16 protein-coding genes are annotated in these 22,222 nt (G+C 61.6%); 4 read left to right on the forward strand and 12 right to left on the reverse strand.

Annotation, left to right across the window (positions count from 1 at the left end):
- Positions 1-122 precede the first annotated feature (122 nt).
- Complete coding sequence (locus FV139_RS19585; RefSeq protein ID WP_187276658.1) at positions 123-1,655, forward strand: acyl-CoA synthetase; 1,533 nt, start codon at positions 123-125, stop codon at positions 1,653-1,655.
- A gap of 18 nt (positions 1,656-1,673) precedes the next feature.
- On the opposite strand, the gene FV139_RS19590 is transcribed toward FV139_RS19585, so the two are convergent.
- The 5 genes from FV139_RS19590 to FV139_RS19610 form a co-directional block, all read right to left on the reverse strand.
- Positions 1,674-2,669 carry an NADPH:quinone oxidoreductase family protein gene (locus FV139_RS19590; protein WP_148070189.1) on the reverse strand — a complete coding sequence of 332 codons (996 nt, stop codon included), beginning with the start codon at positions 2,667-2,669 and terminating at the stop codon, positions 1,674-1,676.
- A gap of 161 nt (positions 2,670-2,830) precedes the next feature.
- Positions 2,831-4,987 (reverse strand): TonB-dependent receptor, encoded by a 2,157-nt coding sequence (locus tag FV139_RS19595; protein ID WP_148070190.1) that lies wholly within the window; start codon positions 4,985-4,987, stop codon positions 2,831-2,833.
- 52 nt (positions 4,988-5,039) lie between these two features.
- Positions 5,040-6,200, reverse strand: coding sequence for an acyl-CoA dehydrogenase family protein (locus FV139_RS19600; RefSeq protein WP_187276659.1), 1,161 nt, complete (start codon positions 6,198-6,200; stop codon positions 5,040-5,042).
- A gap of 305 nt (positions 6,201-6,505) precedes the next feature.
- Positions 6,506-8,908, reverse strand: coding sequence for a TonB-dependent receptor (locus FV139_RS19605; RefSeq protein ID WP_148070192.1), 2,403 nt, complete (start codon positions 8,906-8,908; stop codon positions 6,506-6,508).
- A 292-nt stretch (positions 8,909-9,200) separates the two neighbouring features.
- Positions 9,201-9,593, reverse strand: coding sequence for a nuclear transport factor 2 family protein (locus tag FV139_RS19610; protein ID WP_213004186.1), 393 nt, complete (start codon positions 9,591-9,593; stop codon positions 9,201-9,203).
- A gap of 256 nt (positions 9,594-9,849) precedes the next feature.
- Here FV139_RS19610 and FV139_RS19615 point away from each other — a divergent pair, with 256 nt between their 5' ends.
- Entirely contained in the window at positions 9,850-12,072 is a 2,223-nt protein-coding gene (locus FV139_RS19615) for a TonB-dependent receptor (RefSeq protein WP_148070193.1), read from the forward strand.
- A gap of 133 nt (positions 12,073-12,205) precedes the next feature.
- The gene (locus tag FV139_RS19620) at positions 12,206-12,610 is read left to right on the forward strand and encodes a nuclear transport factor 2 family protein (RefSeq protein ID WP_148070194.1); all 405 of its coding nucleotides are present in this window, start codon (positions 12,206-12,208) and stop codon (positions 12,608-12,610) included.
- A gap of 58 nt (positions 12,611-12,668) precedes the next feature.
- On the opposite strand, the gene FV139_RS19625 is transcribed toward FV139_RS19620, so the two are convergent.
- From FV139_RS19625 to FV139_RS19650, 6 genes are all read right to left on the reverse strand, one after another.
- Complete coding sequence (locus FV139_RS19625; protein ID WP_148070195.1) at positions 12,669-13,238, reverse strand: VOC family protein; 570 nt, start codon at positions 13,236-13,238, stop codon at positions 12,669-12,671.
- A 20-nt stretch (positions 13,239-13,258) separates the two neighbouring features.
- Positions 13,259-14,812, reverse strand: coding sequence for a class I adenylate-forming enzyme family protein (locus FV139_RS19630; protein ID WP_148070196.1), 1,554 nt, complete (start codon positions 14,810-14,812; stop codon positions 13,259-13,261).
- Between the two features lie 214 nt (positions 14,813-15,026).
- Positions 15,027-15,641, reverse strand: a complete 615-nt coding sequence (locus FV139_RS19635) for a TetR/AcrR family transcriptional regulator (protein WP_148070197.1) — start codon at positions 15,639-15,641, stop codon at positions 15,027-15,029.
- 126 nt (positions 15,642-15,767) lie between these two features.
- Entirely contained in the window at positions 15,768-17,330 is a 1,563-nt protein-coding gene (locus FV139_RS19640; RefSeq protein WP_148070198.1) for a long-chain-fatty-acid--CoA ligase, read from the reverse strand.
- 66 nt (positions 17,331-17,396) lie between these two features.
- Positions 17,397-18,572 (reverse strand): alpha/beta fold hydrolase, encoded by a 1,176-nt coding sequence (locus FV139_RS19645; RefSeq protein WP_148070199.1) that lies wholly within the window; start codon positions 18,570-18,572, stop codon positions 17,397-17,399.
- Positions 18,573-18,606: 34 nt separating this feature from the next.
- Positions 18,607-20,373: a DUF3604 domain-containing protein gene (locus tag FV139_RS19650; protein ID WP_187276660.1), complete on the reverse strand. Its 1,767-nt coding sequence runs from the start codon at positions 20,371-20,373 to the stop codon at positions 18,607-18,609.
- A gap of 269 nt (positions 20,374-20,642) precedes the next feature.
- Here FV139_RS19650 and FV139_RS19655 point away from each other — a divergent pair, with 269 nt between their 5' ends.
- Positions 20,643-21,410, forward strand: coding sequence for an SDR family NAD(P)-dependent oxidoreductase (locus tag FV139_RS19655; protein ID WP_148070201.1), 768 nt, complete (start codon positions 20,643-20,645; stop codon positions 21,408-21,410).
- Positions 21,411-21,503: 93 nt separating this feature from the next.
- On the opposite strand, the gene FV139_RS19660 is transcribed toward FV139_RS19655, so the two are convergent.
- Positions 21,504-22,187, reverse strand: coding sequence for an RraA family protein (locus FV139_RS19660; protein WP_148070202.1), 684 nt, complete (start codon positions 22,185-22,187; stop codon positions 21,504-21,506).
- Positions 22,188-22,222: the final 35 nt, after the last annotated feature.

A 22,222-nucleotide genomic window follows, 5' to 3' on the forward strand; every position in this document is an offset into this window, starting at 1 on the left:
ATAAAACTGTAAAGGGATACTGTGTGTCCATGATCTGAATGCAGCGGGTAGTCCTCGGCTTACCCGATAATAATCAGCTACAGTCCGGGCGCCTGCCCGGCGTAACCAGGGAGTCATCCCCCATGAGTCAATTCCTGTTAAGTGAGCAGATCGGGCGCGCAGCGGGCCTCTATCCCGAGCGCAAGGCCGTGGTGTTCGAAGATCGCAGCTGGACCTGGTCGGCCCTGGAGTCTCTGGTGATGGAGCAGGCGGGTGCGTTGTCTGGCCTGGGCGCCGGTCCGGATCAGCGGGTAGCCGTACTGGCCCACAACAGCGACCTCTATTTCGCGCTGTATTTCTCCATTCCAGCGGTGGGGGCAACGGCCGTGCCGGTCAATATCCGTCTGGCGGAACCCGAAATCATCGATTTGCTCGCGGATTGTGAGACCAGCATTCTGCTGGTGGACGAACACTTCGTCGACATCGTGTCGGTGCTGAAATCACGCTGTCCGGGCATTCGCCATTATGTCTATATCGGCCGCGGTGACTGTCCTGCGGGGATGTCGACTCTTGCCACTGACACGCCGCTGCAGGCACCTGCGGAAACGGAGATTGCCGCGCTGTTCTACACCGGTGGTACCACCGGGCGGCCCAAGGGCGTAATGCAGTCGCACCAGAGTATGATCTTCAATACCCTGCAGTGGGTTGCCACGACCGGCACCAGCAGTGAAGACAGCCTGCTGATTGCCGCGCCGATGTTCCACCTGGTTGCCGGCATGAACTGTGTGGCGGCTGCGGTTCTGGCCGCCAAGCTGGTCATCCTGCCGCGTTTCGACGCCGAGCTGACACTGCGGGCCATTGAGGAGCAGCGGATTACCAAGATGGCGCTGGTGCCTGCTATGGTCGACATGCTGTTGCGTCATGAGCGCTTTGCCGAGTTCGATATCGGTTCGCTGAAAAAAATCAGTTACGGCGGTGCCCCGATGCCGGAGGAAATCCTCACGCGCGCCCAGGCGGCCATGCCGGATGTCGAGTTCATCCAGATCTACGGCCAGACCGAGTGCTGCGGTACGGTGACCTGCCTGTCCCCTGCCTATCACACTCTGACGGGCCCCAATGCCACGAAGCGACGGTCTGCAGGGCGGCCGGTGCCCGGCACCCGGGTGGCCATTCTTTCTCCCGATGGCGACGCGCTGCCCATCGGCGAGGTAGGCGAGATTTGCGTACGCAGTCCCGCCTCCACGCCCGGTTACTGGCGCCAGCCGGAGACCACCGAAGCGCTGTTTGAATTTGACTGGCTGCACACCGGGGATCTCGGCTACCTGGACGAGGACGGCTTCCTGTTCATCGTCGACCGTCTCAAGGACATGATTGTCACTGGCGGCGAAAACGTCTTTGCGACCGAGGTCGAAAATGTCATCTATCAACTCGAGGGTGTGCTTCAGTGTGCGGTAATCGGCATCCCCGACGAGCGCTGGGGCGAACTCGTGCACGCGGTGATTCACTGTGCACCGGGTACGGAACTCAGTGCGGAGCAGGTCATGGCCCACTGCCGCCAGTTTCTGGCCAACTACAAGTGCGTGCGCAGCGTTGAATTCCGTGAGGAGAGCCTGCCGCTCAGCGCCATGAACAAGATCCTCAAGCAGGAACTGCGCAAGCCCTGGCTGAAGAAATGATGCCCGGAGGCTGGACGCTCAATCGTGAGCGTCCAGGGTCCCGGTTTCGACAACCACCTTTCCCACCACCTTGCGGGTCGTGAGCGCGTTCAGTGCGGTGGCGTAGTCCTGCAGTGGGAACACCTGGTGCACCACGGGTGCAATGCGGCCATCCACATACAGCTGCAGCAACTCCGCCATGTTCTGTTCCGCGAGCGCCGGTTGCTCTTTTTCGAAACGACCATAAAACACACCGACCACTGCAAGCCCCTTGAGCAGAGCGAGATTAACGGGTAACTCGGGGATACGCCCCGTGGCGAAACCCACAACCAGCAGCCTGCCGTTCCAGGCGATGCAGCGCACCGCGGTATCGAACAAATCCCCGCCTACCGGGTCGTAGACCACGTCGACACCGCGACCGTCGGTCAATGTCTTGATCTGTTCCTTCAGGTCGGCGGTCTGGTAGTTGATGACGTCGTGTACCCCCATCTCGCGCAGCGCAGCGGCTTTGTCTTCACTGCCTACCGCCGCAATCACCCTGGCGCCCATGCCGAGGCCAAGTTGCACGGCCGCCAAACCGACACCGCCGGCAGCGCCCAGCACCAGCAGGGTTTCACCGGGCTGCAGTGCGGCTCGCTGTTTCAACGCGTGGTAGGACGTCGCATACACCCCGGGAAAACCGGCAGCGACGGTAGCCGGCATGCTCGCCGGGCGGCGAATCACGCTGTCCGCCCTGACGTTGATGCGTTCCGCCAGGCCGCCCCTGTAGGTTACGGCCATGACCGGGTCGCCAATGTTGAAACTTGAAACGGACCCACCGGTAGCGCATACCGTACCGGCCACTTCGCCACAGGGAATGAATGGCAGCGGCGGGCGTTCCTGGTACTTGCCTTCAATCATTAACAGATCGGGGAAATTGATGCCGCAGGCATCGATACGGATCTGGACTTCGTCGGCCGCTGGCGGATCGATGTCGATCTCCCTGAGTTGCAGCGAATCGGGTGGGCCGAGTTCTTTACACAGGACGGCTTTCATGAAATTACCTCTGGACTCTGGAGGTCATCCACGACCGGCGTGGAGCGGCGATCGTGTAACGGATAATAGAGAGTGGTCAATGGGAAAGCGGGCCGTCAAGCGACGGCCCGAACAGGGTGTGTTGGTGCGTGGCCCGCGCGTAACGAACGGGCCGCCGGGCGTTAGCGGAAGCGGTAGTCGAGTTGTAGGGCGACGGTGCGCGGTGCGTCCACCAGATAGGTGATGGTGCCCGGTGCCGCCAGCGGGGTGCCGAAGGCGTGGCTGATTGTGGTTTCGTCGGTGATGTTCTTACCCACCAACGCGACCGTCCAGCGCTCGTCGGCGTCTGACAGGGCCAGCCGCAGGTTGACCTTGGTGAAGTCATCCTGGGCACCGCGCGGGTTCAGGTCTTCCATCAGGAACTTCTCGCTGTTGTAAACCACGTCCAGCTTGCTGCTGAAGAACAGCTCGCCGATCGGCTGATCATAGACGAAGGAGAGATTGCCGCTCCATTCGCTGGACCGCGGCAGACGCGTGCCGCCGATATCGTTGGTGGGTACGTCGCAGCCAGGATTGTTCCACAGGCAGTCGGCCCCTAAAAACTCGTCGTAGGTCGCATCCAGGTAAGCCGCTGACCCCATGATAGTCACACTCTCCCCGAGTGCCCAGGCAAAGTCCGCCTCGACACCTTCGGTGGTGGCCGATGCAGCGTTGCCGGTGACAAAGGTGCTGGAATCGGCGTCCCAGGCCGATACCTGCAGGTCTGTGTACTCGGTATAGAAGTAGGCCGCGTTCAGGCTCAGGCGGGAGTCGAACAGGCGGGTCTTTACACCCACTTCGAAGGTTTCGGCTTCTTCCGGGTCGAACTCGAACTCTTCGGGCTTGGTGGAGGCCTGGGCGCCGACAAAACCGCCGGCCTTGGAACCCTCGGACCAGGTGGCGTACAGCATGGTGTCTTCGGCCACGTCCCACTGCAGGTTGATCGCCGGGTCGAAGTGACTCTCGTCGCGATCACCGGACAGCGGCGTGTCGAGCCAGGAGGGCAGGACGTTACCCACGATCTCGCGTTGCTGGTCGGCGTCCTTCTTGTCCTCGGTCTGGCGGGCGCTGGCGCTGACGCGCAGGGCGTCGGTAATGTACCAGGTGGCCTGGGCGTACAGTGACAGCACATCGTTGTCCTGTTCGAAGTGGCGAATACCGGTGCCGACGAAAGGCCCGAACGCCAGTTCCGTGCTCTGGTCCATGTCCAGGCTGTTGGTATGCGCGTAGAGTCCTACCACATACTCCAGGGTTTCACCGCCCGGTGAGACCAGTCGCAGTTCCTGGGATAGCTGGTCGAAGTCCTCGGCAAAGCTGGAGCCGAACAGCGTGGCTGCGGAAAAATCAGAGTCCAGGAACTTGCTGAAATCGTACTGCGAAAAGCCCGTGATGGAGGTCAGGGTAAAGTCGTTGAAGCCGTAATTCAGCGTCAGGGTGAGATTGTCGGCGTCGGTGTCGTTGAAGTCCCGCTCGCTGACGGTCGGGAAGCCCGACGTGGAGCGTTTGTAGTCGATTTTTTCTCCCGGACGGATCGTCTCGTAGCTGTTGCCGTCGATGCGTGAACGGCTCGTCTCCAGCTTCAGGGTAGCATCCAGTTGGTCGGTGATATCCCAGCCCAGGGTGCCGCGGATTACCCCGTCACTGACCTGTTTTTCGTGGTCACCCAGGACCAGGTTCTCGGTGAAGCCCTTTGCCGTATCGATGTAGCTGACGGCGAGGCGGCCGCGCAGGGTGTCACTCAGGGCGCCGGAGACAATACCCCGTACGTTGGTGGTTTCCCCTTCAAATTCATAGCCGGCAGAAATGGAGGCCTCGGTTTCGTCAGTGGGTTTGCGCGTCAGCACGTTGATGGCGCCGGCGCTGGTGTTCTTGCCGACCAGGGCGCCCTGGGGGCCGCGCATGACCTCGATGCGGTCGACGTCGAGGAAGGGGCTCTGGAACTGACGGGCCCGACCCGCATAGACGCCATCCACGAACAGGCCCACGGTCTGCTCGAACGCGGAGTTGCCCGCGGTGGAGCCCATGCCGCGAATATAGATCGCGTAGTTAGCGGGAGTGTCCTGAACAAAGAAGTTGGGTATTTGCGTGGACAGGTCGCTGAAGTCGCGCAGGGCAAAGTTTTCGATGTCATTGCCGCCGACCACGGACAGCGAGATCGGTACGTCCTGCAGGCTTTGCTCGCGTTTCTGGGCAGTGACCACCACCTCCTCGAGCACGGCCGCAGACGCGGTGTTCCAGGTAACAAGGGCGCCAATGGCGAAGGCCAGGCGGGTTTGGGACAGCTGGAGTATCGGTTTCATTATCGTTCTCCGTTTGCGGTAATGGTCGGGCCACAGGCCCGTTTTATGGGTACTACACAGGGGAAGCTGGTTTCAGGCCGAGCAACAGGCGGCCGTAGTTTTCCGCACCGATATCGGTGTCGAATACGGTGTGGCAGGACAGGGTGTTGATGTCCCGGACAATACGTTGCATGGGGTGTGTGCTGAGGTGGGCGCTGGCACCGCTGGAGTCCATCAGGCGGCGCACGGTGTCACGGCACTCGCGAACCGCCAGGGCCGCGCTGAGACGCATCTCGGCGCGCTCCTCCATCGGGCAAACCTCCTCGGTTCGGCCCCAGGCCGAAAGGCGCCGGCCGACATCGCGCAGAATGAGCTCGGCGGCGCGGACCCGTGCGCTGGCTTCGCCGTACAGAATCTGGGCGGAGGGGCGATCGACCTGTTTTCCGGACATGCCGTAGAGTTTGCGACCTTCCAGACGTGCCCGGAACAGTTCCAGGGCACGCTGGGCGGCCCCGAGTGCGGGAATGGCGGCGGCAATGCACAGCAGCGGCATCATCGGGTGGCGGAAGCGCTCAGCGCCTTTCGCCGGCAGGCCGGCGCCGCGACCCACCGCCATATCCTTGAGTACGCAGGTGTAATCCTCGGGTACAAAGATGTTCTCGACCTTGATGTCGTTGCTGCCGGTAGCGGCCATGCCGGCGGCGTACCAGGTGTCCAGCACCGTGACTTCACTGCGCGGAAGCAGGAACAGTCGCGGACCTTCTTCCGAGCCTTCAACCATGGCGTTCAGCAGGACGTAGTCGGCATGCATGACGCCGGTGCCCCAACTCCACTGGCCGCTGAGGCGGTAGCCGCCCTCAGTGACTTCGGCACGGCCACCGGGACTGATGCTGGCGGGCGCAAGGATATAGCCGTTGGCAGCAAAAACGGCCTGCTGTGTCTGGCGGGGGAAATGGGCGAGCATCCAGTTGTGTTCCATGTAGAACGTGCTCACCCAGCCGGTGGCGGTACAGGCGCGGCTGATCAGCAGGCCCAGGTCGATAAAGGCATCCGTGTCGATTTCATCGCCACCAAATGCCGCGGGTACAAAGGCACGGAACAGACCTGTTTCGGCCAGCGAGGCCATGACCTCGTCATCGGGCTTGCGCTGTTGCTCAGCCAGTGGGGCTCGCTCCTCAATCAGGGGAACCAGGGCTTCTACTTGCTGGTGCAGGGTGGCGGTGCTGGCTTGCATGGCGTGCTGCATCGGTATTCCCATCGCTAATTATATTAGTCAATTTATTTGACGTTGATGCATTGTGTTCGGCTCGCTGTATATTGTCAATAACATTGACAATAATATTTGAGAATAACCACTACGCTGAAGGCAGTGAACAAGGGCTGTCCTGCCGCTGAACGCCTTTTATCGATGGCTGGCGGCATCAGCATGTTTGCGGGAGAGGGCTGCGGGAGTCGGCTGCGGGAGCGCCGGGGCGGGCGGGGTTCGGAGCAGGGGGATGCCGGGTACACGGGTGATCGCCGCGTACCCGGGTGAGCTGCTTACTCGAAGCTGTAGCTGAGGTTCACCCCGTAGGTCCGAGGCGGGAACCAGAAGCGCTGGTTGAAGAAGTTGGCCGTTGGCGTAAGCCCGGAAATCTCCTCCTCGTCGCTCAGGTTCTTGCCCCACACGGAAGCGCGCAGGGCGCCGCTGCTGCTGGTCCAGGCGACACTGCCGTCCCAGGTGCCGAAGCCGCCGGTTTCGCCTTTGGGGTGATTGAAGGCTCCGTCGGAGAAGTACTCATCGCTGTAGCTGTAGGACAGCAGTGCAACGAAGCCGCCCCAGTTCTCCGGCAGAGGCAGGTCATACTCGCCACTGATGTGGTAGTTGTACTCCGGTGCGCGTGACAACTCGAGGTCGGACTGATCCTCATCGACGAGGAAGGTCCCGTCACCGAGATCGGTCACCCGTCCGCAAGGAGAGGTGGGCGGGCTGTCGTAGGGGCGGGCGCCGTTGAGGTCGGCACAGAACTCATCGTATTCCGCGTCCAGGTAGCCGGCATTGAAGTTCAAGGTGAAGCGCTCGGTCAGCGAGACGCTGAGGTCAAGTTCGAGGCCCGCGGTGGTCGCTTCACCCACGTTCTGGTTCAGGGTTTCCTGTCCGGTGAGGTTTGCGCTGGGCACGAATACACCAAATTGCAGGTTCTCGTAGTTGGCCCAGAAAGCGGCCAGGTTGAGCCGCAGGCGGTTGTCCCACCACTCGGACTTCAGGCCGATTTCAAAAGAGAGGGCCTCTTCATCATCTGTGGGTAGCGCGGTCTGGGGCGAGCTCGCGCGGGCGCCGAACTCACCGGCCTTGAAGCCAGTCGCCACCTGGCCGTAGACCATCGCGTTGTCACCCAACTGGTAATCGAGAGCCAGTTTGTAGTCCACGTGATCGGTGTTGAGATCGCTGACAATATCCCCCGTCAGGTCCTGCCTGGCCAGCTTGCGGGCCTCGCTGTAGGTCAGGTGGGTGGCCGGGTCGTAGGTGAGGTCGGGGAGGAAAATGCCCGGGTCGCGGTAGAAGTCCTTCTCCTCCTCGGTGTAGCGCAGGCCCGCAGTCAGGTTGAGGCGATCATTGATGGCATAGATGACCTGGCCGAACAGGGCCTGGCTGGTCGCCTCCTGGGTGGCGTAGTCGGCACTCGGGCCAAGGGTCGGGAAGTTCTGGGTCAGCTCGTGCTCCTGCTCCATGTAGAAGGCGCCGACGACCCAGTCCAGCGGCCCGCTGTCGTCGCTGTTGGTAAAGCGGACTTCCAGGCTGCTCTGGTCGTGGGTCTGGTCACGGGAGGTGGGGAAGAAGAAAAACTCGGTCTGGTCGAAATCGTTGAGGAAGACGTCGTCGGTTTCGATATAGCCGGCAATCGCGGTCAGGGCGACACCGCCAAAGTCCCAGTTCAGGATGCCGGTGAAGGCGTCCTGGTCGATATCCGAGCGGGAGTAGTAGTCCCGTCCCAGGCGGTAGGGGCCGTCATCCGGCTCCGGGCAGCCAAAGGCGATGGCACAGGCAAGCTGTATCGGGAAGCGCGGGTCGGAACCGTCGTCCGAGTCGGTATCCCCGGGTGTCGGGTCGCTCTTGTCCCGTGACCAGTTGTAGATCAGCCGCAGGTCGATTTTCTCACTGGGCGTCCACAGAGCCTGGAGGCGGCCGCTGCTTACATCCTCCGCCCCCAGTTTCTTGTCTACGGGGAGCGTGAAGGGCAGGGGAGTGCCAAAGGCACCCTTGGGCGTGCCGTCGAAGCGGTTGCGGAAATGACCGTCGTACTGCTTGTACAGATACGACAGGCGAAACGCCCAGTCGGCAATTTTCGGCGAGTCCACCGCAAAGCGGTATTCCTCCCGGCCGTAGTTGCCGATATTGACGTCTACCTTGCCGCTCAGCTCGCCGCTGGGCTGGATGGTTTGTACCGCCATGCCTCCCGCGAGGCTGTTTTTGCCGAAATTCACCCCGGTGGGGCCGCGCAGGATCTGTACCGAGGCGATATCGAAGAAATCGATATTGCTCGATCCCGGGCGAGTGAAGAACAGGCCGTCGATAGAAATACCCGCACGCGGCTCCTCGGTGGATTCGATCCGCTGATCCCCGATGCCGCGAATGTGCACCGCCGCGGCATTCGGGAACTGGTTGACCTGCTGGATATTGACGTTGGGGGTGGGGCGGCTCAGGTCCTGGAAGTCCATCGCGACGACGTTCTCCAGAGCGTTGGTGTCAAAGGCGGTCACTGCACTGGGGACGCTCTGCAGGCTCTCCTCGCGATAGCGGACACTGACGATGACTTCCTCAATGACACGTTGGTCGCTCTGCTGCGCGCTTGCTGCGTCCTGCGCCACCACCTGCGTGGGAAGCAGGCTGGCCGCGAAGACCGCCGTGGACAGTAATCTCAGGCCGCCTCCCAGGGCGGAATTACCGAGTGGGTTGGGCATTACTTCTCTCCTTTTATCGTTATGAAAAGCTGCTTTCCTGACACCGTGCGGCACTTTGTAACACCGCGCTGTCCCGGAATCCGGGCGATGGAACAGGCTGTGGTGGATTTGCCGGTGTCTACTGGCGCCATCCTGGCCGGACTCTGGCTTATTCCGGTTTTGTGGCGCTCATAGAAATTTTAATTAGTATTAAATTGATTGAAGATTAGCTCAGCCCGAGGTGGCTGGCAACCACGCTGGCATGAATTTTTTTGCTGCGGGTGACCGCCGTGGGGAGCGAGTCCCGGGTGCTTCAATCCCCGGCAAACTTGCGAAATTGTGCCACGTGGGCGGAGTCGAAGTATTCGTCCAGTCGTGTAATACGGCCATCGGCCACCTGGCAAACCACGCAGGCAGGCAATTCGACCCGCACCCCGTCGTGAACCCGCGTTCCCCGCAGGACGTGCTGCTGGACGAATCCTCCGGGGAAGGTGTCCAGGCGGCGCTCGTCGTAACGACGCTGTTCGATTCGGCTGACCATGCCCAGCAGGGTGGCTTTATTGTCGGTGGGTGTCTGTTCCACCCGGTCGGTGTTGTGCCAGATACGGGCTTGTGGGGCATAGCAGGCGACCAGCCCATCTATATCTCCCGCTTCGACACTGTCAAAGAAGCGCTTGGCGAGGCTGCGGATCTGTTCTTCGGTCATTTTTATCTTCCTGTATGGGTGTGATGATGGCGGGCCGTCCCCTGAGAGGCGGCAGGTTCCTCCCTCGGCCGTGTGCCTTCGGGAAGCCGGGGCGAGGCGCCCGAAGCCTCAGGAGTGACTAAAAGAATACTTGACATTTAGTCGGCATTAAATATATTTTAATCCACGCTAGATAAATTTAGCGAAAATATTCCGGCGGCCCATCCCGCGACACTGCCGGCGTAATAAGCATAATTAATATCCAGGGAGACCTATCATGAACTACCTGCCCCCCTTCAGGCCCCGTCACTCGTTCTCGCTCATGGCTGCAGCGCTGCTCGCCCTTCCATCCACCCAGGCGCTCGCGCAAATGTCGGGGGCACTGGAAGAGGTCGTGGTAACGGCGCAGAAGCGTGAAGAGAGTATCCAGGACGTTCCGATTTCCATGGCAGCCTTTACCGGCGACATGGTAGAGCGTGTTGGCGGTACCGACATTACGACCATCAACGGCATAGCGCCGAACATCATCCTGCAAACAGAGGGCCTGATACCCAACGTACCGATGTTCTCTATCCGCGGTATGAACCATTCGGATCCCGATCCCAACAGCGATCCCAAAACCAGTATGATCATCGATGGCGTTTATGTGCCCTTCGTCGCGGGCACGATGCTGGATATGTTCGATATCGACCGCATCGAGGTGATTCGCGGCCCCCAGGGCACCCTGTTTGGCAAGAACAACCTGGCGGGGACCATCAACGTGACCACGGCCCGGCCCACGGGTGAGTTTGGTGGTAAAGTCAGTGCCACGGCCGGGGAAAACGGCCTGCAGCAGTACAGGTTCCAGGTGAACACCAACCAGTTCGCCAACGATATGCTGTCCGCCAAACTGGCCGCCGCCTATCGCGATTACGATGGCTTCGTAAAGAACATTACGACCGGCACCACATTGATGGCGCAGGAAGTGAAATCCCTGCGCGGTGCACTGAAGTTCGAGCCCACCGAAAACTTTGATGTCACCCTGATCGCCGATTACACCGACGACGAGGTCCTCGGCCCCGGCGGCCACAGCGTTGCGGTGGACGAAATCCAGGGCGATGTCTACAAGGCGGCGCTGAACTTCGATCCCGAGACGCAGACGGAGACCACGGGCACCACCATCGAAGCCAACTGGCACCTCGACGCGGGCAGGATTACCGCCGTGCTGGGCAACCGCAACCTGGACTACTTCAACCGGGGCGACTTCGACGGCACCAACAACCCCGGCATCATTCCCGTCCAGGCACTGGATGTGAAGCGGGACTTCAGTGGTGACACCCAGAGTGCAGAGCTGCGCTGGGACAGCACTATCGGCAATGACTTTCACTATGTTGTCGGCCTGTACTACAGCCAGGACGAGTGGCAACAGATCAACGATGTGGGCGTATTCAAGATCCCGGCGGTGATCGGCAGCCTTGGCGCGAACTCCCAGGACTCCAAGTCGGCCGCGCTGTTCGCGCAGGCGGACTACACCTTCCTCGACGACTGGACCCTCACAGTCGGTGGTCGCTATACCCGGGATGAAAAGAACTACACCCTGGAGAGCGACTCGCTGACCAACGGTGTGGTGACCGGCTCGTTCCTCGCCGAAAAGAGCGATGACTGGAGCAACTTCTCACCCCGCGCAGCGCTGGAGTACCAGATGTCGGATGACATTCTGCTCTACGGCTCGATTTCCCAAGGTTACAAGGGCGGCGGCTACAACTCCCGCGCCACTCTGCCGGAGCTGGTGGGGCCCTACGATGAGGAAACCGTTACCGCCTATGAGCTCGGGATCAAGAGCGACTGGTGGGACCAGCGCCTGCGGGTGAACGGTGCCATCTTCCTCAATCAGTACGAAGACCTGCAGCAGGGCGTGCAGCGCCCCGGCTCCATCCGTGCCGAGAGTATCACCACCAACGTCGCTGAGGCGGATATCGCCGGCGTGGAACTGGAGTTACTGGTTCTGCCGGTGGATAACCTGCAACTCGGGTTCAATGTTGGCTACCTGGACGCCGAGTACCAGGATTTCTGTGACGATACCGACGGCGCTTCAGCTTACATGCCCTCGAACTGCGGTGGCTTCGAGCTGGAGTTTGCTCCCGGCCAGTGGTTGATTGCTGAGGACCAGACGCACCTGCCGCTGTCTAACGCCCCGGAACTCTCCGCCAGCCTGCTGGTGGACTACGACCTGGTGCTGGACTTTGGCGTTGTCAGTTTCCACGGCGATGTGCGTTACACCGACCGCTACAACACCTGGGGTCGCTCCCTCGATGAGGCGTTCTACCGCGATGAGGTTGCGCTGGTCAACGCCAATGTCTCATTCCAGGATTCTGACGAGCGCTACCAACTCACCGTTTATGGCAAGAACCTGACCGACGAGGAAGTGATCTCCGGCGCGGTGGCGACAGGCGCCAACCCCATCACCCAGTTCTATCAGCCCCCCCGTGAACTGGGCGTGGAATTCATCCTTAACTTCTGAGGTAGCTCTCGCATCCACCTGGTGGTCCTCTGAAGTACTTGACGCCGGCTCTGCCGGCGTTTTTTTGTCTGCATGTTTTATACCCGTTCGGAACAGGGGGCGCTATGATCAGCCTTTTGCCGGAGGAGGCCCCATGACCACGCACCCGATCGATGCCTGGCACCAGCTGCTGGACAACCAGGATCCCGGCGCCCTGGATACCCTGTTGGCGGAGTCCGTGGTTTTTGTGTCACCGGTCGTGCATACGCCCCAGCAGGGCAAGGCCTTGACCATGGCCTACCTCTCAGCGGCCTTCGGCGTGTTGTTCAATGACAGCTTCCGCTATGTCCGGGAAATTCGCGGTGAGTCAGACGCCATGCTGGAGTTTGAAACGGAAATCGACGGTATCCTGGTGAACGGGGTCGACATTATTCACTGGGATGACGCGGGGCAGATCACCGAGTTCAAGGTGATGGTGCGGCCACTCAAGGCGATCAACATCGTCCACCAGAAGATGCGGGAGATGCTCGCAGCCATGGCCGGGGAAGGGGTGGGGTAAACCCGGTTCGGAGTTGGCCGGCACCAGGGGCAGTGCCGGCGCGGTTGGATGGCGCGGGTTAACCCGCGCGTTTGTCCAGGTTCTCGGCGCCGAACTTGGCTTCCTTGAACGCACGTTTCTTCTGGTTCCAGTCCTCGATATTGGCGCGGGATTCCGCTTCCTCGTGAGCCATCATTTCGGCGTAGCCCTTGGAACGGGCGGTAATCTCTACCTGGATCCCGTTGGGGTCGTACATGTAGACCGACTTGACGAAGCCGTGGTCCACCGGTCCCAGGCAGCTCTTGCCCTTGGCGTTGATGTAGGCCTGCCACTCCAGCATGGCTTCCTCGCTCTCCACTTCGAAGGCCAGGTGCATTTCAAAGCTGTGCTTGCGCTGCAGCCACTCGTTTTCGATGGTTTCCGGGGCGTCGAAGAATGCCACGTAGTTGCCGTCGGGCATCTCGAAGAAGATGTGCAGGAAAGGGTTCTCATTACCACTGCCGGGCTCGTTCTCGGAACTGAAGGCCGCAGCCAGTTTCAGGCCGAGAATTTCCTCGTAAAACCAGATGGTCTGGTCGGCATCACGGCAGCCGTAGGCGGTGTGATGGACATTGTGTAATGCTATTTGCGGGCGCTTTGCTTCAGACATGCTGCTGCTCCTCGGTTGTGTTAACCATTTTTGGATTCATATTCACTGCGTAGTTCGCGCTTGAGAATCTTGCCGTTGGGGTTGCGCGGCAAATCATCCCGGTAGACGGTCGTTCGGATTTTCTGACGCCGGCCCACGCGCTCGTTGGTCCACGCGGTGAGCTCTTCTTCGCTGGGGGTGGGTTCGCCGGCGCGCGGCACCACCAGGGCGACCGGGGTTTCACCCCAGGTCGGGTCGGCCACCGCGATGACCGCGACTTCGGAGACGGCGGGGTGCTCGATCATGACCGCCTCGATGTCTGCCGGGTATATGTTCTGCCCGCCGGACAGGATCATGTCCTTCTTGCGGTCGACGATGTACAGGTAACCCTCTTCGTCCACCCGGCCGATATCGCCGGTGCGCAGCCACTGCCGCCCCTCACTATCGAGGTACATGGTGTCGCGCGTTGCGTCCGGCCGGTTGTGGTACTCCACCATCCAGTGCACCGAGCGCACGCAGATTTCGCCGGTGGAGCCCCAGGGAAGAGGCTGGTCCTCGTCATCGAGGATGATGTAGTCGTGGCCGCGAACCGGTTTGCCCACCGAGCCCGGACGGCCTTCTGCCTCCTCTGGTTGCAGGGTAGTCATGAAACCCTCGGTGAGGCCGTACAGCTCGATCACAGCACAGCCGAACTGGTCGGTGACCTGTTGTTTCAGCTGCTCGTAGAGGGGCGAACCGCCGGAAATGATGGCCTGAAGACTGGCCACGGCTTGCGGGCTGAAATTGGGGGATTCCAGGATGCGCTGGAACTGCAGTGGCACCATCATGGTGTGGGTCACCCCATAGTGTTGTACCGTTTTGATCCAGCTATCGACGTCGAAACGCGACTGGATTACGCAGGTGCCGCCCACAATCAGTGAACAGAACAGGGAGGCCCAGGCAATGTTGGAGTACAGGCCAATCGGGCAGATCGAGATGGCGCCGTAGTGATAGCGATGGGCCAGCGCCAGTTCGTACATGGACTGGGCGCGGCGCCGGTGAACGTGTTTGATGCCCTTCGGTATGCCGGTCGTGCCGGAGCTGTAGATGATATTGCAGGGATCGTCCTCGCCGATCTCGACACCCGGCGCGCTTCCGTCCTGTTGCTGGCGCCAGCCCTGGTAATCGATACCGCCGACGTTCTCGCCACCGAGCACCAGCGAGGTATTCAGCTGCCCGAGTCCGGCCAGCTTGCTGGCGATGCGCTCGAATTCCGCTGCGGTGAAAAAGGCCGCCCGGGCGCCGGCGTCCTCCATCATGGCGGCCAGGCCCTCGGCGCTGACCGACAGGTTCAATGGCACCGCCACGGCGCCCGCCTTGAAGATTCCGTACAGAACTTCCACGTATTCCACGCAGTTGCCCATGATGATGGCAACGGCATCCCCTCGCCCTATACCCAGTCCGGCAAGGCCATTGGCGACCGCATTGGAGCGCTGGTCCAGCTCGCCCCAGGAGAGGGAACTGGATTCGTCGATCACCGCGGGCTTGTCCGGGTACCAGCGTCCGTGGAGCGCGACCAGCTCGGGTAGCAGGGGGGCTTTGATGTCGAAGTGCATGGTGTATTTCTCCGCTGAGAGCACTGTTATTGTAGTCCCTTGAATATACGCTAACCAGATTTAATTTTCATTAAAATTTAGGGCGTGAGTGTGCCTTTCGCTGCGGTCGCGAGGGGGAGGGAGGTATTCGGGGGTGTGGGGCTCCAGCCCCCGCCGAAGGGCTTGCGATCAGGGGAGTGCAGGCTGTAGCGAGGGAGTGGTGGCGAGTGCCGCGTCAGCGCGGCAGCAGTCCCTGGGTGAAGGTCTGGACGAAAGCGTCGGCAATCTGGTCTCCGGACGGGCCGGAGTTGGGCTTGAACCATTTCGGGGTCCAGTTCACCGCGCCGAGAATGGCGTCGCAGGTAATGGCCGGGTCGTCGATCAGCAGGGATCCCTCGTTGACTCCGTCCACCAGCAGCTGGGTGATCCGCTTGGTGTGGGCGCTGGAACGGGCGCGAATGGTTTTCTGGTGCTCCGGCTTGAGCGCAGGAATCTCGCTGAGAATGGCCACCGGCCCGTTGTCACCGCAGACCTCTTCGAGCTGGTAGCGGATATACAGCTGCAGGCGCTCGAGGTTGTTGTCGCCTTCCTCGATAGCGCGCTCCAGGGCGCCCTCCCCGAGGTCGAGGGCACGCATGTAGCACAGGGTGACCAGTTCTTCCTTGTTCTTGACGTAGTAGTACAGGGCGGCGTCGGTGATGTTGAGCTTGCGCGCCACGTCCTTGAGGGAGGTGCCGCTGATGCCTTTTTCATTGAAACACTCGGCGGCTACCTTGAGCACGATATCGCGCTTCAGCCGGCGCTGTTCGGTCTTGTTGAAATGCCAGTTTGCTTCGCTATTGTTCGCCATGGGAATCCAGTCATGAGGTGCTGGCGAGGGGGGATACCGCTTTGCCTGCACCGTAAGTTAATGGAAGAAATGTTAACACAATGAACATAGAAAAACTTGTTACGCATTAAAATCCAGACTGGATCACTAGGCGGCCGGCTGCCAGCTCGCACGCATTTCACGCTTGAGTACCTTGCCGGTGGCATTGCGCGGGAAGGCGTCCACAAACTCGTAGCGACGGGGAATCTTGTAGCCGGCCAGCGAGCCGCGCAGAAAGTCCACCAGTTGCTCCCCGGTCACCTCGGCGCCGGGTTCCAGGATCACGTTCGCCAGCAGTGACTCGCCCCACTTTTCGTCGGGGATGCCGATAATGGCGACATCGCTGACGGCCGGGTGTTTCAGCAGTTCGTTTTCGATCTCTACCGGGTAGATGTTCTCGCCGCCACTCACCACCATGTCCTTGATGCGATCGACCACGTAGAGATAGCCGTCCTCGTCGAGGTAGCCCGCGTCACCGGAGAAGTACCACTCGCCGTCCACCGCTTCCTCGGAGGCTTCCGGGCGATGCCAGTAACCTTTCATCAGGCGGTCGGAGCGGCAGGCGATTTCGCCGATTTCGCCGGTCGGCAGTGGCTGGCGGTTGGTATCGACAATGCGCACCCGATTGTTGCCGAAGGCCCTGCCGGCGGACGCCAGCAGCTTGCCGGCATCGTGTACGCAGTCCTTCGGGCTCAGATAAGTGATCCCACCACAGCATTCGGTCATGCCGTAGGACAGGGCGAAACCACAGTCCAGTACTTCCTGGGCGTCCTTCAGTAATTCCACGGCGATGCCGGAGCCGGCAATCAACAGGGTATCCAGCAGCGACAGGTCGTAGCTGTGGATGTCGGGCAGGCGGATGATGGCGTGGATCAGTGCCGGAGGCAGCGGCACGATGCGAATGCGGGACTCCGCCAGCACCCGGGCGACAACGTCCGGTACCGCCTCTTTCAGGATGACCGCGCGGCCACCGGCGAACAGGCCCGCCAGACAGAGGTTGGCCGCGGCGATATGAAACAGGGGCATGGTGGCCAGCACGGCGGCGTCCGGTTCATGCATTACCGGCCAGACCGAGATGCCTTCTTCTGCTGCACAGACCATACAGGCGTGGGTGAGCATGACCCCCTTGGGGTGTCCGGTGGTACCGCTGGTGTACATCTGCACGGCCCGGTCTTCGGTGGTCGGGATGCGGTCGACGGGCGCGGTGCCCGGCTGGCTGTTCATCCAGGTCCACAGGCCTGTCTCGCCTTCCTGCTCTCCCTCGCCGTCGAGCACCACGATCTTCTGCACGCGGTCCAGCCGGGCTTTGCACTCGCGCGCGATGGGCAGGAACTCCTGGCTGACGAAAAGATACTCGGCATCGGAGTCCTCGAGGATGTAGCTGACCTCGCCCGCGGTGAGGCGGAAGTTGACCGTGACCATGCACAGGTTGGCTTTGGCGGCACCGAACAGCACGTAGAAGAACGTTTCGGCATTGCGGTCCAGCAGCGCAATGTTGGTCTGGGTCGGTACACCGTCGGCAACAAAGGCATTGGCCACCTGGTTGCTGCGACTGTCCAGTTCGGCGTAGGACACACGTGTGTCCTCGAACTCAAGGGCGATACTGTCAGGCTTTACCTCGGCCTGGCGGGAGGGGATATCGGCCAGCGTTTTGATGTTGAGGTCCGTCACGAAAGAGGCTCCTGTTGACTGCGAAGACGCCGCCGGGGTGTGCCGGCGGCGGTTGGTGCTTGCGGGTCAGGCCAGTTCCTGGCGCTCGAGCCACTCGGCGCAGGCGTCTGCCGCTTCCTTGGCCTTGTCCGCCTGACCGAAGTAGTAGTGGTTGGCGCCCTCGATCCACAGCAGTTCCTTGTTGTCGTGGGGTACGGCGTCGTAGAGTCCCTGGGTGTGCTCGGGGGTGATGCCGTCGTCTCCGGTGTTACCGATGACCAGGGTAGGTACGGAGGTGCGCGCGGCACAGGACAGGCCGTCGGCGTTGGCATCGTCCCAGCTCCACTGGGACAGCCAGGAGCGCAGGGAACAGAAGCGCGCGAGGCCCACGGGGCTGTCGTTGACCACTTCCGGTTCGCCGAGGAAACACCAGTTGGGCTTGCGGTCGTTGGGGTCGATGGTGGGGTCGAGCCACTTCGGCTCGGCCATGGTGCGGTGGACCACGAAGCCGAACTCGCGGTTGGGCTGGCCATTGGCCTTGTACTCGGCGAGTTTTTCTTTCACCCACCGGGTGATGCGGCGGTTACGCTCGATCTGGGCAGCGCGGAAGCGCTCCAGGAACTCGGCGGAGTAGGGCGGCTGATTCGGGTTGTCCGGGTTGTAGATGTCCAGTTCCGGGTCGCGGTTCTCCGGGTCGTTCTCGTCAATCACGGAGGGGTCGAGCCACTCGGTCAGGGTGCGGTGGCGCGCCAGGTGGGCGGCGACCAGCATCATGCCGTCGGCGGGGATGAAGTTGCGCTTGGTCAGGTCGGGGGTGTCGCCGGCCGGGGTCGAGGTGACGGTGGGGTTTTCCGCCTCGGCCTGGTAGAACAGGCTCATCGAGCCGCCGCCGCTCCAGCCGCCGAGGATGATTTTCTTGTAACCGAAGCGCTCCTTGGCATCGCGGATTGCGGCGCCGAGGTCACACACGACCTTTTCCATGATCAGTGCGGTGTCGACACCGCGGTAGCGGGTATCGCAGTACATGGTGTGTACACCGGACTTGGCCAGGGCGGCCATCATCGGCAGGTAGAAACCACCGCCGATGGGGTGTGACCACACCACCAGGGTGTCCGAGTCCTTGCCTTCGGGGCGAAGCAGGTGACACTGGATGGCCACCACGTCGATCTCACCGGCGTAGGTGTCCTTGAAGTTGGATTTGTCCTCGTATACCACCAGGTGGGGGGTGCGGGTGTACTTGTAGCTCTTGCGGGCGTCTGACATGGGATTGTCTCCTTCTCGGGAATAGGGTGGCGCTTCAGGGCAGGTACCAGATCGGCGAGCTCCAGGCGGTTTCCTGGACCATGCGATCGGCGCCGGGCACTTCAGCGCAGTTTTCAAGTGATTCACAAAAACGTTTTGACCAGCGGAGCGTCGGTTGCTCCTTGACCCGCGCGTACCAGTAGGCCGGTTGTGCGGGGTCGAAGTCGGGGTCGGTCCAGCTGGTGCAGGTGCTGGGTGCGCCTTGCGCCAGTTGCGCGATGGGGATGACCTGCTGCACGATTTCGCCGTCGGCATCGAGGGTCCCCTTGATGATTTCCACCCGCTCCAGTGGCGTACGGTCCATGTTGGCCAGGACGGTGAGCCGCGGCGGCGCCTGGCGTCCGCTCAGGGTGCCGCCCATCGCGGTGGCCGTGCTGTAGTCATAGTTCGCAGCGCACGAGTCCGGTCCCCCGGCCTCGGAGGCGTCATCAGCCGAGAAGCGCAGGGCGATGCGGGTGCCGCTGGTGGCGTAGGTTTCCCGGCGCTTGAGCGCAGCGAACAGGCTGGCGCGGGTGTTTTCCGGTGCCCAGATACCCACCAGGCCCCCGGGGTTGTAATCCACGCGCTGCATAATCCGGTTCAGGTCCTTGCCGCCGCCGCCCCAGGCGTCGCCGGTATAGCTATCTTCCTCGGTGTCGCCGGGGGTGGCGGCATGGGCATCGGTTGACCCGACAAAGCCGAGCTGTAAGGGGTTCGACCGGTCTTCGTTACCGCTGGCGATATAGGCCTGCAGCCCGCGGCTCAGGATGTTGCGTACATAGCTGCGGTTGAGTTGCGCGACATACCCGGGGTCTTCGAGGGCTCGCTGTTTGTCCGCGGGCCTCGGGAAGGCCTTCTCGAATCCGCAGTCGCTGTCGGCGTCGTCCCAGTTCTCGGCAATACACTCGCTATTGCCTTTGCTCTGGTGTAATTCGACCAGGCGCTCGTAGTGGGCGCGCAGGTTCAGGGCGTTGTTGTCCTCGGATTCCACATCGAAGCCGCCGCCCTCGGCAAAATTGGTATTGTGCGGTATGGCGACCACGTCACAGCCGTCTTCCTCACGGCACTGCTCGTCCAGGGCCTGCCACAGTTTGAGTGGCGAGGAGTAGCGCACATAGTCGACAGCCGTCGGGGTGACCTGTTTGCCGGCGAAGATCAGGTTGCGGTGCCAGTGGGCGTTGTTGGGGGTGGCCGACCACTCGTTGGCGATGAATGCCGTGAACGCACAGGGATCGTCGGCCTTGTTGGCATGGGCCTGGCTCTGCTGCCACAGGGTCTCGCGAGCCGCGTCACAGTCCACCCCTTCTTCCTCGCACAGGCTGGGCAGGGCGGGTGTCTCGCCAGCGATCACCGGCAGCAGGTAGTTGACGAAGATGTTGCGTGATTTGGCGAGGTCGGTGCCGGCGCCTTCCCGCAGGCCGCGGCAGTAGGGGTTGTCCAGTTGTTCGGGGCCGGCGGTACACAACTGCATCACATCGAAGGTTTCGGCGTGGTCGGTGATGGCCGCGAAATCCAGCGGCCGGCGCAACTGTTTGCGGGTGACGCCGTCGGCGAGGGTGATCTCGGCGCCACGGGCGAAGGCAAAGGCGTCTGCCGGATTGGCTGTGGTGCCAAAGGCCCAGGCGTCCATGGACCAGGCGGTGTGGACGTGCAGGTCGCCCCAGTACAGGTTGCGGGCGTCCGCAGTGTAGCCGGCGCAATGCTCATCGCTGGCGGCGAGGGCCATGTGACTGCCCGCCAGTGAGGCGGCCAGTGTGCAAACAGCCAGAGTTGTGCGTTTCATGGTGGATTCGTCTCCTCGTGCGACCCTTTTTTTAGGTTTTGCTCGGTGTCGTCCGGCCCTGGTAGTGGCGGGCTGATGCATGTCATGTTAGCATGAGCAAAAAAGTTTTAGTACAGATTAGAATATTTTTTTTCGCGGATGTTATTGTGAGCGTCGGCGCGGTGTCTGTAGCCCCTTCCGGGTGAGCAATGCCCTGTGAAAAAGAACAGCTGACGTGAGGCCCCGGTCAACGGTTAGCGTAGTCAACTTGGAAATAACAGGAATATCTGATGGAAAATACTCTCTTTGATCTGACCGGCAAAACAGCGCTGGTCACTGGCGGTGGTACGGGTCTGGGTCGACATTTTGCCGAGGTGCTGGCCGGAGCCGGAGCGCGGGTGGTGGTCTGTGCACGGCGGGTCGACAAGCTCGCAGAGACGGTGGCTGCCATTGAAGCGGCCGGTGGTACCGCCATCGCCCAGGCCATGGATGTGACCTCAGAGGACAGCGTGCGGGAAGCCTATGCGGCTGCCGTGGGCGACGGGGTTGTGGACATCCTGGTGAACAATGCAGGCGTGGTAGCGAAACCGTCTCTGCTGGACGTGGATGTCGAGACCTGGGACTGGGTTCAGGAAGCCAACCTGAAGGGCCCCTGGCTGGTTGCCCGGGAGGCGGTACGCCGCCTGGCGGAGGCCGGCAAACCCGGGCGGGTGGTCAATATCGCTTCGGTCCTGGGCACTGCGGTACAGAAGGGCACCGGCCCCTATTCGGCCTCCAAGGCGGCGCTGCTGCACCTGACTCATATCATGGCCTCGGAATGGGCCCGCTATGGGGTGACGGTCAATTCCATTGCCCCCGGTTACTACTCAACCGACCTGGCGGATGAATTTCTCGAGAGTCCCAGGGGCAAGGCGCTGCTGGCGCGCATCCCGCAGCGCCGGCTGGGCGAGTACCGTGACCTCAGCGGCGCCATCCTGCTGCTGTGCTCGGATGCCTCCGCCTATATGACGGGCAGCTGCATCACGGTCGACGGTGGTTTGGCGCTGCCGCTAATCTGAGCAAACTCGGTGGGCTAGCCGCCGGCAGGGCCCCGCAAAAGCTGTATGAGAGCGGCATGAGCGGGGCCCTGTATTCCTCCTTCTTGCGGCGGGTCAGCGTGGCAGTGGTTTTATGTGTTGCAGGCGCCCTGCGGCACGGGTAACGGCCTCCCGGTCTCCCCCCGCCAGTAGCGCTTGCTTGATCCCGTTTTCCGTCTGCATGTGAACCTCCCCGTCGGCGATGATCTGCTCGGCGTGTTGCCGTGGGAGCACTGCGATGCCGTCGCTGTCGGCGAGCAGCAGGTCCCCCGGGTGTACGGTCACGTCAGCGCGAATGCCACGCAGGGTAATGGGCTCCTCGAAGGCGGTGAAGTGCCAGTATTTGTGCGCGTTCAGCGGAGAGTGGTAGCGGCAGAAGACCGGTTCTTCGAGGGAGAGAAAGTCCGCGCTGTCGCGAATGCCGCCGTCCACGATAAAGCCGCGCGCGCCACGCCCCACCATGCTGGCGACCATGTTGTCGCCGATCACAGCGCCGCGTTCGCAACCTCCGGTGTCGATGACCACAATGCCTCCCGGGTAGACCGAGGCATCCAGGCCAAACGTCGGCAGGGCATCGGTGCCGGCCTTTTCACTGCCGGCGGCACAGATCGCGGGGCCGGCCATCTTGCTGCCGGGGCGTACCGCCAGCATTCCGGGCGCCAGCACCTGGTGCTCCAGTCCCATCGCATCCATGACGTCGGCCACTACGGCGGACTCGAGTTGGCCAAGGCGCTGGACCAGTAATTGGGTTTCGTTCATCGGGTAGCTCCAGTCGATGTCAGATATCTGTGATA

This window comes from Parahaliea maris (assembly GCF_008064665.1).
In the GTDB taxonomy this organism is placed as follows: domain Bacteria; phylum Pseudomonadota; class Gammaproteobacteria; order Pseudomonadales; family Halieaceae; genus Parahaliea; species Parahaliea maris.